At 26.5% G+C, this 13,196-nt stretch carries 10 protein-coding genes; 8 read left to right on the plus strand and 2 right to left on the minus strand.

Annotated features, from left to right (window positions below; translation table 11 throughout):
- Positions 1–310 precede the first annotated feature (310 nt).
- The 7 genes from CLTHE_RS12900 (at position 311) to iadA (ending at position 9,394) form a co-directional block, all read left to right on the plus strand.
- Positions 311–2,533, plus strand: a complete 2,223-nt coding sequence (locus CLTHE_RS12900) for a ribonucleoside-diphosphate reductase subunit alpha (RefSeq protein ID WP_080023862.1) — start codon at positions 311–313, stop codon at positions 2,531–2,533.
- Between the two features lie 13 nt (positions 2,534–2,546).
- Positions 2,547–3,590, plus strand: coding sequence for a ribonucleotide-diphosphate reductase subunit beta (locus tag CLTHE_RS12905; protein WP_002598856.1), 1,044 nt, complete (start codon positions 2,547–2,549; stop codon positions 3,588–3,590).
- A gap of 556 nt (positions 3,591–4,146) precedes the next feature.
- Positions 4,147–5,763: a phosphoenolpyruvate--protein phosphotransferase gene (gene ptsP / locus CLTHE_RS12910; RefSeq protein ID WP_080023809.1), complete on the plus strand. Its 1,617-nt coding sequence runs from the start codon at positions 4,147–4,149 to the stop codon at positions 5,761–5,763.
- Positions 5,764–5,906: 143 nt separating this feature from the next.
- Positions 5,907–6,437 carry a chromate transporter gene (locus CLTHE_RS12915; protein ID WP_080023810.1) on the plus strand — a complete coding sequence of 177 codons (531 nt, stop codon included), beginning with the start codon at positions 5,907–5,909 and terminating at the stop codon, positions 6,435–6,437.
- A 5-nt stretch (positions 6,438–6,442) separates the two neighbouring features.
- Positions 6,443–6,970 carry a chromate transporter gene (locus tag CLTHE_RS12920; protein ID WP_080023811.1) on the plus strand — a complete coding sequence of 176 codons (528 nt, stop codon included), beginning with the start codon at positions 6,443–6,445 and terminating at the stop codon, positions 6,968–6,970.
- A gap of 6 nt (positions 6,971–6,976) precedes the next feature.
- Positions 6,977–8,203, plus strand: coding sequence for a tetratricopeptide repeat protein (locus CLTHE_RS12925; RefSeq protein ID WP_080023812.1), 1,227 nt, complete (start codon positions 6,977–6,979; stop codon positions 8,201–8,203).
- A gap of 18 nt (positions 8,204–8,221) precedes the next feature.
- Positions 8,222–9,394 (plus strand): beta-aspartyl-peptidase, encoded by a 1,173-nt coding sequence (gene iadA / locus CLTHE_RS12930; protein ID WP_080023813.1) that lies wholly within the window; start codon positions 8,222–8,224, stop codon positions 9,392–9,394.
- Between the two features lie 54 nt (positions 9,395–9,448).
- Here iadA and CLTHE_RS12935 read toward each other — a convergent pair whose 3' ends face one another.
- Positions 9,449–9,871, minus strand: coding sequence for a zinc ribbon domain-containing protein (locus CLTHE_RS12935; RefSeq protein WP_080023814.1), 423 nt, complete (start codon positions 9,869–9,871; stop codon positions 9,449–9,451).
- 66 nt (positions 9,872–9,937) lie between these two features.
- Entirely contained in the window at positions 9,938–10,906 is a 969-nt protein-coding gene (locus CLTHE_RS12940; RefSeq protein ID WP_080023815.1) for a DUF4003 family protein, read from the minus strand.
- Between the two features lie 305 nt (positions 10,907–11,211).
- Here CLTHE_RS12940 and pulA point away from each other — a divergent pair, with 305 nt between their 5' ends.
- Positions 11,212–13,191 (plus strand): type I pullulanase, encoded by a 1,980-nt coding sequence (gene pulA, locus CLTHE_RS12945; RefSeq protein ID WP_080023816.1) that lies wholly within the window; start codon positions 11,212–11,214, stop codon positions 13,189–13,191.
- Positions 13,192–13,196: the final 5 nt, after the last annotated feature.

Below are 13,196 nucleotides of genomic sequence, written 5' to 3' on the forward strand. Positions count from 1 at the left end.
TAAACTTATTTATGTAATTATTTTAATTTTAATAAGAAAAGAAAGTTATTTTTTTAAGAATTAACAGAGAAGTTTTTAAAATAAATTTTATTAGAAAAATTAAATTGTCAAAGAAGAAGAATTATTAAAAAAGAGAGATATTTAAAGATTAAAGCATAAAATTTAGATATTTAAGTCTATAGTGATAGTTTTAAAATTTTACATAATAAAATATTAAAACTATAATATATTAGTCAATATATTGTGTTGGTTTGGAGAAAATGCAATATAATTATACTATATATTGTTGAAAGGGGCTTGAGTGCATACAATGAAAGAACTTTGTAAAAAAGCTGTAGAAGAAATTAAAGATGAATACGGAACATATACTGAAGAAGTTTTAATAGAGAAGATGGAATTAATAGTTAGAGAAGGTATGACGGACGAGGAAATTAGAGATTCTCTTATACAAGTTTCATTAGAATTAACAACAGATATGGAGCCAAATTGGCAAAAGATAGCTGCAAGATTATATGTTGAAAAACTTTATGATGAAGTAAAGAAGAATAGAGGATTAGACTCCACAAAAGATTTATATAAAAATTTTTATGGATTTGTTAGAGAATTAGTAGATAATAAACTGTATGGAAAATATATATTAGAAAATTATACAGAAGAGGATATAAATGAGCTTGAGAAAGTTATAAAGCCAGAGAGGGATTTCTTATTCACTTATAGTGGAATAAAACTTTTATCAGGAAGATATTTAGTAGAAAATTTCAATAGAGAAGTTTTGGAATTACCACAACAAATGTTTATGGGAATTGCAATGCACTTAGCAATACCTGAAAAAAAAGAAAATAGACTTTATTGGGCAAAAAGATTCTATGATGTATTAAGTTCATTAAAAGCAACAATGGCTACTCCTACAATGTCAAATGCAAGAAAGCCATTTTATCAATTAAGTTCATGTTTTATAGATACAGTAAATGATAGTTTAAAAGGAATATATAAGTCATTAGATAACTTTTCAGAGGTTTCAAAATTTGGTGGAGGAATGGGGATTTATATAGGTAAAATAAGAGCATTAGGTTCACCAATAAGAGGATTTAAAGGAGCATCTGGAGGAATAATACCTTGGGTAAAATTATTTAATGATACAGCAATAGCAGTTGATCAACTTGGAGTAAGAAATGGGTCAGTTGCAATATGGCTTGATGCTTGGCATAAAGATTTACCAGAATTTTTACAAATAAGAACTAATAATGGAGATGATAGAAAAAAAGCTCATGATGTATTTCCTGGACTTTGTTATCCAGATTTATTTTGGAGACTTGCAGAAAATGATATAGATGCAGATTGGAATATGATGTGTCCTCATGAAATAAAAAATGTAAAAGGATATTCTTTAGAAGATTTTTATGGAGAAGAGTGGGAAAAGAGATATTACGAATGTGTTGAGGATGAAAGAATTGAAAAAAGAGTAATGAAAGTTAAAGATATAGTAAGACTTATAATAAAAAGTGCTGCTGAAACTGGAACACCTTTTGCTTTCTATAGAGATAAGGTAAATAAGATGAATCCTAATAAACATAAAGGAATGATATACTCATCAAATCTTTGTACTGAAATAATGCAAAATATGAGCCCTATGGATATACAACAAACAGAAATTATAGATGAAAATGGGGACAAAATAATAGTTGAAAAGACTAAAGCAGGAGATTTTGTTGTTTGTAATCTTTCATCAGTTGTTTTAGGAAATATTGATGTAACTTCAGAAGAAGAGATAGAATACGTAGTTGAGACTCAAATTAGAGGTATGGATAATGTTATTGATTTAAATTATTACTCAGTTCCATATGCAGAAGTTACAAATAAGAGATATAGAGCAGTTGGGCTTGGAACTTCAGGATATCACCATATGCTTGCAAATAATAGAATACATTTTACAGACGAAAAACATAAAGATTTTGTAGATAAAGTTTATGAAAATATAAATTATTATGCTATAAAAGCTAGTATGAAAATTGCAAAAGAAAAAGGAAGATATAAAGAATTTGAAGGTTCTGATTGGGAAAATGGACAATATTTTGAGTTAAGAGATTATAAGTCAGAGAGATGGAATTTACTAAGAGAAGAAATTAAATCTTATGGTATGAGAAATGGCTATTTAATGGCAGTTGCTCCAAATGGTTCAACAGCAACTCTTGCTGGAACATCAGAAGGAGTTGATCCTGTAATGTCAAGATTCTGGTTAGAAGAGAAAAAGGGAAGTATAGTTCCTAAAACAGCTCCAGGACTTTCAGAAGAAACATATTGGTATTATAATTCTGCATATAATATAGACCAAATTTGGTGTGTGCAAATGAATGGAGTAAGACAAAGACATATAGACCAAGGTCAATCATTCAATCTTTACATTACAACTAATTATACTATGAGACAAATTATGAATCTTTATATAGAAGCTTGTAAAAGAGGAGTTAAATCAATATATTATGTGAGAAGTAAATCACTAACAGTTGGTGATTGTGAAAGCTGTTCAGCTTAGGAGGAGTTTTAAGATGACTGAATTTGATATAAATAAAAAGCCACTTTTCAATGAGTTTGGAGATACAAAAACTTCAATGAAAAGAATGATAAATGGTAATACAACTAACCTAAATGACTTTAATAATATGAAGTATAATTGGGTTTCAGATTGGTATAGACAAGGAATGAATAATTTTTGGATACCAGAAGAAATAAATTTATCACAAGATTTAAAAGATTATAAAATATTGACAGAAGAAGAGAGAACAGCATATGATAAAATTCTTTCATTCTTAATATTTTTAGATTCAATACAAACAGCGAATTTAGGAAATATAAATAATTATATAACTGCAAGTGAGGTAAATCTTTGTCTTACAATACAAGCATTCCAAGAATCTGTTCACTCACAAAGTTACAGTTATATGCTAGATACTATTTGTTCACCAGAAAAAAGAAATGAAATTCTTTACCAATGGAAAGATGATGAAATACTTCTAACAAGAAATAAATTTATAGGTGAGCTTTATAATAATTTCTTAGAAAAACCTACAAAACAAAATCTTATGAAAACAATAATGGCTAACTATATTTTAGAAGGAATTTATTTTTATTCAGGTTTTATGTTTTTCTATAATCTTGAGAGAAATGGAAAAATGCCAGGTTCAGCTCAAGAAATAAGATACATAAATAGAGATGAAAATACTCATCTTTGGTTATTTAGAAGTATAATAAAAGAACTTCAAAAAGAAGAGCCAGAATTATTTACAGATGAATTAAAAGAAGAATTAAGATTAATGATGAAAACAGGTGTTGAACATGAAATAGCATGGGGACATTATGTTATTGGAGATAAAGTTCAGGGAATAAATAAAAAACTTATAGAGGATTATATAAAATATCTTGGTAATATGAGGCTAGAAGCTATAGGACTTCAAAGATTATATAGAGGATATGATGAAAATCCAGCTGAATGGGTAGATAGACAATCAGATGCAAATTCAGTAAAAACAGATTTCTTTGAAGCAAAATCTACTGCTTATGCAAAAGCAGCTACTCTTATAGATGATTTATAAGAGTAGTAGAAAGACTGTATTGTAAGAAATATCTTATGGTACAGTTTTTTTTATAAAATTATTTAATTATAAGGGAGAATAACATAGTAATTCTTTATTAAATTAATCAATTATAAGATGAAAACAAATACATGAATGAAAAAAGTGAAAATTTAAATTAAAATGCATTATATTAAAAAATTTTTCAAAAATAGTAAATGCATAAAAAGACAAAAAAACTAAAAAAATGCAAATGAAATTATGAAATTAGTTTATTTTTATAATCAAAAAAAAGAATAATTAAATAAAAAAATAAAATGAACTAACAAAACAGAATATTACAGGAAATTACTAATTTTTTTATAAATATACTTTAAAAGGAATAAATTATTATTAAACTATGAATAAAACGATTTAATAATAAAAAAAATAGCAAAAAAAATTAATATGGTGTTAACAATTATACAATTTGTGTTATAATGAATATGGGTTGTACTTAATATGTAAAAGTTATCATCATATGATAATGGATTTATGTACTTATTTATAAAGTAACATAATTAAGGAGGATTTTATTATGATTAAAGGTATCGCGGCTTCAAAAGGATACGCAATAGGACAAGTATTCTTACAAAAGCATGAAGAAATTATTATAACTGATGAAAAGGTTTCAGATGTATCTGCTGAGAAAGATAGATTACAATCGGCTTTAGATTCATCAAGGGAGCAATTAGAAAAAATTAAAGCTAAAGCAATGGTAGAAATGGGAGCAGAAAAAGCAGAAGTTTTTGAAGCGCATATCACATTATTAGATGATCCAGAATTTACTGGTGCAATGGCTATGGAAATAGAAAATAATTCATTAAACGCTATGAAAGCAGTTGAAACTGTAACAAATACATTTGTTTCTATATTTGAATCAATGGATGATGCCTACATGAGAGAAAGAGCTGCTGACATAAAAGATGTTTCTAAAAGAATAATAGCAAATTTAGCTGGAAAAGGTGGGGACGCATTTGCAATTACTGAAAATAATACAATAGTTGTTGCTCATGATTTAACACCATCAGATACAGCACAATTAGATAGAAGTAAAGTTGTAGCATTCTTAACTAACATTGGAGGAAGAACTTCACACTCAGCTATTATGGCGAGAACATTAGAAATTCCTGCAGTTGTTGGATTAAAAGATATAACTGAAGTTGCTAAAACTGGAGATATGGTTATAGTTGATGGTATTGAAGGGATAGCAATAGTTAATCCAGATGAAGCTACAGTTAAAGAATATACTGCTAAAAAAGAAAAATTTGAAGCAGAACAAGAAGAATTAAAGAAACTTATAAATGTTAAAACTACTACTAAATCAGGTAAGAGAATAGAAGTTTGTGGAAACATTGGTAAGCCAGAAGATGTTAAAGCTGTTATAGAAAATGGTGGAGACGGAGTTGGTCTTTTCAGAACTGAATTCTTATATATGGATAGAGATAATGCTCCAACAGAGGACGAGCAGTTTGAAAGTTATAAATATGTTTTAGAAAACATGAAAAAACAAGTAGTTATAAGAACACTTGATATTGGTGGGGATAAAACATTACCATACTTACCATTACCACATGAAATGAATCCTTTCTTAGGATATAGAGCAATAAGACTTTGTTTAGATAGAACTGAAATATTTAAAGTTCAATTAAGAGCATTATTAAGAGCTTCTGTTTACGGAAAACTTGCAGTAATGTTCCCAATGATTTCAGGATTAGAAGAATTCCAAGCTGCTAAGGAGCTTGTTGATGAATGTAAAGCTGAATTAAAAGCTGAAGGAAAAGAATATTCAGAAGATATTCAATGGGGTATCATGGTTGAAATTCCAGCAGCAGCAGTTTATGCAGATGAACTAGCTAAACATGTTGACTTCTTCTCAATAGGAACAAATGACTTAATTCAATATACATTAGCTGCAGATAGAATGAGTGAAAAGGTATCATATCTTTACAATCCAATGCATCCAGCTGTATTAAGATTAGTTAAAATGACTATTGATGGTGCTCATAAACATGGTAAATGGGTTGGAATGTGTGGAGAAATGGCAGGAGATGAAGCTGCTATCCCAACTTTAGTTGAATATGGATTAGATGAATTCTCAATGAGCGCATCTTCAATATTAACAGCTAAGAAGATAATATTAGAACAAGAATAAAATATAATATTTATTATATAAACAAGACGTGGAAAGTTATCCACGTCTTTTATTTTTTTATGGGTAAAGTTGTGGATAAGTTTGTATATATTGAGGGTTTTTGTGATAAAATATTTTTTAAAGAGACAAATTAGGGGGACTTTATGGAAAAATTAATACAAATGTTTTGGAGCTTTTTTAAAATAGGTGCATTTACCTTTGGAGGAGGATATGCAATGATTCCTCTAATAGAAGAGGAAGTTGTACATAAAAGGGAATGGGTAAGTAAAGAAGATTTTTTAGATATATTAGCTGTTTCTCAAGGATTACCTGGAGCTATATCAGTCAATTGCTCACTTTTTATTGGAAAGAAAATTGGGGGAGTATTGGGAAGTATAATTGCTTTACTTGGGGTAGCATTGCCTTCATTTTTTATAATACTTTTAGTTGCTAGTATTTTTATGGGTATTCGACATAATGAAATTGTTAATAGAATTTTTAGTGGAATTAGTAGTGGGGTTCCTATTTTAGTATTAGCAGGTGTTGTTAGTATTTCTAAAGGGGTAAAAAAGAATTGTAGAAATTTTATAATATTTTTTATAGCTTTGATTCTTTTAATTTTAGGATTAAACCCTATTTATTTAATTATAATATTCGCAGTTTATGGTGGACTTTTTTTAGGAAATAGGGGGTAATATTAATGGGAGTAATAATTCAATTATATTTTGTTTTTCTTAAGATTGGTGCATTTAGTTTTGGAGGCGGATATGCAATGCTTCCTTTTATACAAAAAGAAGTAATAGAGAAACATCAATTTATAAATCTACAAGATTTTTTAGATATAATAGGAATATCACAAATGACACCAGGTCCTGTTGCAATAAATTCAGCAACTTTTGTTGGATATAATGTAGGAGGAATCTTAGGTTCTATCTTTGCAACTATAGGAGTTGTATCTTGTTCATTCATCTTAGTTCTAATAATTTCAAAAATATTAGATAAATTTAAAGAAAGTAAATTTGTAAAGGGAGCATTAATTGGGATGAGACCAGTTTTGGTTGCCTTAGTAGTTAAAGCATTTATAGACTTAGCAACAGTTTCATATAAAGGTCTTTTTGATGTGATAATTGGAGCTATTATAGCAGTACTTATTTTTTATAAAAAAGTTAATCCAATGATATGTGTTGCTGTAGCAGGAGTTTTGGGAATTTTATTTTATGGGGGATAAATTAATATGGATAATAGGGTAAAAGAGAATTATAAGAAAGCTTTAAAATTATATACAGGTGGGGAAATTAATAAAGCATTAAAAGTATGTAATGAGTGTATGGCAGAAACACTTAAATTTGCACCTGTAATAAATTTAAAAGGACTTATTTTATATCAAAAAGGGAATTTAGAAGAGGCAATATCAACATGGAAAATAAATAGAGAAGTTAATGATGATATGCTTTCTAAAAATTATATAAAAGATGCAAAAGAAGATGAAGAGAGAGTAATACTTTATTTAAAAGCAGAAGATTATATTAAAGAATTAAAAATAACAGAAGCTTTAGAAGTTTTAATTGGATGTAGTGAAAGTGATTTTAACTCAATAAAAGTAAACACAGCTTTAGCTTTATGTTATTTTAAAAAAGGGGAGTATCCTTTATGTAGAGAGCATATAAATAAAGTTTTAAGTATAGATAAAAATAATATTGAAGCTAAAGAGATAAAAAAAGAACTATCAGAAGTATATGATGAAGTTAAAAATAATTCTAATAAGAAAGCTATTGGAATAGTTATTTTAATTTGTGTCTTATTAGGCTCAGGAGTTTTAGGAATGAATTATTTAGATAAAGGAAAAGCTAATGATAGTTTGAAAAATGAAAAGCCTGTTGTAAAAGAAGAAATAGTTGAATCTTCAGAAGAAAAAAAGAAAGATGATAAGAAAGAAAATAAGAAATCATTAGATTTAAGTAAACTAAATAACTCTATAAATAATAAAAATATGAAAGAAATATATTATCTAGTAGATGATATTGATGAAAATTCACTAAGTGAAAAAGAAAAGGAAGCTTATTATAAAGGATTAAAAATACTTAAAAAGGATGGAGCAATAGAGTTTTATAATAATGGTCAAAGTCTTTGTTCTGAAAAAAAATATAAAGAAGCAATTGAAGAACTTAAGAAGGCAAATAAATATGGAAAAGATATATATGTTTATGAACATGTACTTTATTACTTAGGACTTTCAGAAATAGGGCTTAAAAATGATACAGAAACAATAAAATATTTTAAAGAATATGAATCGAAATTTAGTAATGGAGTTTATATTCAAGAAGTTTTATATAATTTAGCTTTACTTAATAATAAATCTGGAAACTTAGAAGAAGCTAAAAAATATGCAGAAAGGCTAAAAAGTAATTTTTCAAAATCTATATATAATAATGAAAAAATAAATAAAATCATAGAAAAATAGATTTAGGAAGTGATAGTCTTGATAAAAATTATAAAAAATGCAGAAATTTATTCGCCAGAGTTTTTAGGAAAAAAAGATATTGTCATAGTTGGTGATAAAATTGAAGGAATTTATGAAAATATAAAAGTTCCGGAAGATTTTTTATCTGTTGAAGTTATAGATGCAGAGGGAAAAATATTAGTACCTGGATTTATTGATGCACATGTTCATTTAATTGGAGGAGGGGGAGAAGGTGGATATAAAACTAGAACACCAGAACTTCCTTTAAGTAAAATAACTAAAGCTGGGATAACAACAGTAGTTGGAGTGCTAGGAACTGATGGAGTATGTAGAAATATGAGAAGTCTTTTAGCTAAAGTAAAGGCTTTAAAAGAGGAAGGAATAACAGCATATTGTTATACAGGTTCATATGATATACCAGTAAAAACTATGACAGATAGTATAAAAGGAGATTTGCTTTTAGTTGAAGAAGTAATAGGAGTTGGAGAGTTAGCATTATCAGATCATAGAAGTTCTCAAGCAACGGTAGAACAATTTATAAATACAGTTGCACAGACAAGAGTAGGAGGCCTTCTATCAGGAAAAACTGGAATAGTTAATGTACATTTTGGTGGAGGAGCTAGAAAGCTTGAATATTTATTTAAAATGATAGAACAAAGTGAAATACCTCCAACACAAATTTCTCCAACACATATGTCTAGGACAAAAGAACTTTTAGAAGCAGGAGTAGAATGGGCAAAAGTTGGAGGATTTGTTGATTTAACAACAAGTTCAGATCCAGACCATTTAGAAGAGGGAGAACTTTTAGCTTCACAAGGATTAAAATATCTTTTAAATAAAGGTGTTCCAATAGATAATATTACTTTTACTTCAGATGGAAATGGAAGTATGCCAATGTTTGATGAAGAAGGAAAATTAATTGGGCTTGGGATATGTAGTGTAAGTACATTATTTGATGAAGTTAGAAAATCAGTTTTAATTGAAAAGATTTCATTAGAAGATGCACTTAAAACAATAACATCAAATCCAGCAAAAGTTTTAAAGCTTAAGGATAAAGGAAGAATAGAAGTTAATAAGGATGCTGATATAGTTTTATTAGATAAGGAAGATTTAAAAATAGATACTGTTATTGCATTAGGAAAGAAAATGGTTGAAAATAAAAATGTTTTAATTAAAGGGACTTTTGAATAATAAAAAAGATATTTAAATATATAAAAAGGTTGCCACTATGGCAACCTTTTTTTATCAAGTTTTCATTCTGAATTCATGAGAACATCTTTTACATGTAACTATAATTTTCTTTTGTCCTCTAGGTAATCTCAATTTTTGACCACACTTAGGACATGGAACTATTTTATATTTTCTATATTGTGTGAATTTGTATTTTAGGTGTGCAAAAGCTACTGGAATAGAATCAAGCTTTGCAATTGGTAAATTATAAGGAATACTTTTACCAAATCTATTTAAAATTTTATTTAAAAATCCTATAAACTTATAAAGCTCAGAAGTTCTTTTAGAAATATTTTTAGAAAATGTTCTGAAAACTGCAATAAGTAAAAGGACTAATCCTATTATGTTAGTATAACGATTAAAATTAAAAAATCCACTTATTATTACTAAAAATAAGGATAATACATCAATACCATATCTACCATAAAAAAAATTCATTTAATCACCTCTAAAACTTATTACATACATTTTATCATAAATATTCATAAAATGTATAATTAGAGATTAATCTATAAAGATTCTATTTATGGCAGTTTCTAAAAAAGCAGTTGTTGCTTTAGTTGAAATATTTAAGATAAACCAAAAAATTAATTGCATAGTATTTTTGTCATAAGTTGAATGTGTTAGAGTTAGTATTGTTAAACAACCAGATATTATAAACCTTAATTCTTCTTTAATTTTAAATGCGGAAAATTTATCATTAAGTTTAAGTTTTAAATCTATCTTTTTAAATGTATTTATAAAAGTTTCATGGTCATCTAATGTAAGAATTACAAATCCTAAAAGAGGTAATGAAATATCTCTAATTATAATTCCTTCTTTTTCTAAAAATCCTTGAAGACGAACAGCTGACATACATTTTTCTTTTAAAGGTTTTTCAGAAAATGATAGTATTTGAGAAAGTAATTGTACATTATTATTTGGAAAGAATTTAATATCCTTAAGATATTTATAGCAGCTTTCAGCTTCATTAATTTTTAAAAGAGTATTATTAAAGTTAGAATTTATTAAAGCACAAATGCTAATGTCTTCAGTTCCAGTTAAAAACCAATGTCTCTCTTTAAACAATGAATAAGTATGTCTTAAATCTTCAATTGATGTATCAATATTTAGCTTACTATTATAAGAACATAAAATTTCAGAAGTAAGAGATAAAAAGTTATTAGCATTAAAAAATACTTCAAGATTACTATAAGCATCTAAAACACAATCTAAAAAATCCTCACTATTTTCAGTTAAAGTTAAAAGCATAGTTAATATGTAATAATTCTCTTCTCTAAAAGGAGATTGTTCATCTGTTTTAATTGCAATTAAAGAGTGAATTTCTTCAATATTATCTAAATTTACTATTTCTCTGTATAATGTATAAGCTAATGCAGTAAATTTAACAGTAACACTATTTGCTTTATCTCCAAAAGCTTTATCAAGCAAGTAATTATTTTTCAAAAATAGCTCTAAATATTTTTCTTCCATTTAAATCACCTCATTTTAGTTTTTTAAATAAAAAGAAAACTATACTTATAAAATAAAAATAATTTTAAATAAAGATATTAAGTATAATAAAATACAATAAAGTGATATAGATTAATAAAATAATATTAAGTCAAAATAAGATTTGGAACATGAGAGAAATAAATGAATAAAATTTATAATGGATTCTATTAAAATATCTAAATATGAGAAATAAGAAATATTTATTTGAATATAATCTTAAGAAGATGAGTTTTGATTTGGATATTTTATTTAAAGTTATATAAAAGTATAAGTGAGGAAATATTATGAATATAAAAGAAATTTATTCTGAATATAAAAATAATAAAAGTGAAATTAAAAATATATTTTCTTCTAATGAATTTAAAAACTTATATCATTTTAATGGAATGTTAGGTGCTATTTATAGAAAAGAAGAAACTATGTTTAGATTATGGACTCCAGTTGCAAAAGAAGTTAAAGTAAAAATTTATGAGAAAGAAGGAAAAAATAATTTTAAATTTTTATTTGAAAAAAAGCTTTCTGATTTAAATGGAATTTTTGAAGGAATTATTTTAGGAGATTTATCTAGAAAGTATTATAGATATGTTGTAAATATAAATGATAAAATTCAAGAAGTAGTAGATCCATATGCGAAAGCTGTTTCTATTAATGGAATTTATGGAATGATAATAGATTTAGAAAAAACAAATCCAGAAGGTTGGACAAATGATATAAAACCAGAATTAAAATCACCTGTAGATTCAATAATATACGAAACTCATGTTAGAGATTTTACAATAGATATAAATTCAGGAGTTAAAAATAAAGGAAAGTTTATAGGATTAATAGAAGAAAATACAAAATATAAAGATGTATCCACAGGTTTAGAACATCTAAAGGAACTTGGAATAACACATCTTCATTTATTACCTGTATTTGACTATAAAACTGTTGATGAAGAAAAAGAAAGTGGAGAGTATAATTGGGGATATGATCCTTTAAATTATAATTCTTTAGAAGGCTCATATTCATTAAATCCTTATAATGGTGAAGAAAGAATAAAAGAGTTTAAAGAAATGATATTAAATCTGCATAAGTCTGGTATAAGAGTTGTGATGGATGTAGTATATAATCATGTATTTCAAGTTGAAAATTCAAATTTTGAAAAAATCATTCCTATGTATTATTTTAGAGAAAAATATGATGGAAGTTTTTCAAATGGATCTGGATGTGGAAATGAAACAGCATCAGAAAGATCAATGGTAAAAAAATTTATATTAGATTCAATTTTATATTATACGGAAGAATATCACATAGATGGATTTAGATTTGACTTGATGGGATTACATGATATTGATATGATAAAAGAAATAAGATTAGAATTAGATAAAATTGATAAAAGTATAATTATTTATGGAGAAGGATGGGTTGGAGGAGAAAGTGTATTAGATTATAATAATAGATCTATAAAAGATAATATTTATAAGTTTGGTCAAATGCAAATAGCAGCTTTCAATGATGATATAAGAGATGCTGTAAAAGGAAATGTATTTGATGACAATAATAGAGGATTTGCAAGTGGTGGTATAGGGTATTGTGAAAAATTAAAATCTGGAATAGTAGCATCAACAAGACATAATGAAGTTTATTATAAATGGTGGGCAAATGAACCTTATCAAACTATAAATTATTCTTCATCACATGATAATTATACTCTTTGGGATAAACTACAAAAAAGCTTGAATTATGTTAGTGAAGATGAAAAAATAAAAATAAATAAATTAATAGCAACTATTATTCTTACATCACAAGGAATTCCATTTATTCATTCAGGAGAAGAGTTTTTAAGAACTAAAATATCACCTGATGGCCAACTAATAGAAAATAGTTATAATTCTGGTGATAATGTAAATAAATTGGACTGGAATAGGAAAATTAAATATAAAGATGTATTCGAATATTATAAAAAACTAATAAATCTTAGAAAAAATCATAAAATTTTTAGAATGGATAAAATGGCTGAAATTGAGGAAAATATAAGCTTTAAGCATTGTGGTGACAATTTCATATACTATGAAATTAATGGAGAAAACATAAAAGATTATTTTAAAAAATCAATTGTAGTGTATAATGGTTATGAGAGGATTTTAGATTTAGAAATTGAAGGTGGGGAATGGGACTTAATTTTAGATGGAAACGATATAGATGAACAGGGAATATCTAAAATTAAAAACAAGATTTCTATTGATGGTAGAACCGCAATAATTTTAGTTCAAAAGAAATAATTATT

The organism is Clostridium thermobutyricum DSM 4928, assembly GCF_002050515.1.
In the GTDB taxonomy this organism is placed as follows: Bacteria; Bacillota; Clostridia; order Clostridiales; family Clostridiaceae; genus Clostridium; species Clostridium thermobutyricum.

What these genes read in the sequence shown, in the direction of transcription:
- CLTHE_RS12915 (WP_080023810.1), top strand. Translation starts at nt 5,907, where the DNA reads ATGGAAAAATTAATACAAATGTTTTGGAGCTTTTTTAAAATAGGTGCA.
- CLTHE_RS12900 (WP_080023862.1), top strand. Translation starts at nt 311, where the DNA reads ATGAAAGAACTTTGTAAAAAAGCTGTAGAAGAAATTAAAGATGAATAC.
- pulA (WP_080023816.1), top strand. Translation starts at nt 11,212, where the DNA reads ATGAATATAAAAGAAATTTATTCTGAATATAAAAATAATAAAAGTGAA.
- CLTHE_RS12940 (WP_080023815.1), bottom strand. Translation starts at nt 10,906, where the DNA reads ATGGAAGAAAAATATTTAGAGCTATTTTTGAAAAATAATTACTTGCTT.
- ptsP (WP_080023809.1), top strand. Translation starts at nt 4,147, where the DNA reads ATGATTAAAGGTATCGCGGCTTCAAAAGGATACGCAATAGGACAAGTA.
- CLTHE_RS12935 (WP_080023814.1), bottom strand. Translation starts at nt 9,871, where the DNA reads ATGAATTTTTTTTATGGTAGATATGGTATTGATGTATTATCCTTATTT.
- CLTHE_RS12925 (WP_080023812.1), top strand. Translation starts at nt 6,977, where the DNA reads ATGGATAATAGGGTAAAAGAGAATTATAAGAAAGCTTTAAAATTATAT.
- CLTHE_RS12905 (WP_002598856.1), top strand. Translation starts at nt 2,547, where the DNA reads ATGACTGAATTTGATATAAATAAAAAGCCACTTTTCAATGAGTTTGGA.
- CLTHE_RS12920 (WP_080023811.1), top strand. Translation starts at nt 6,443, where the DNA reads ATGGGAGTAATAATTCAATTATATTTTGTTTTTCTTAAGATTGGTGCA.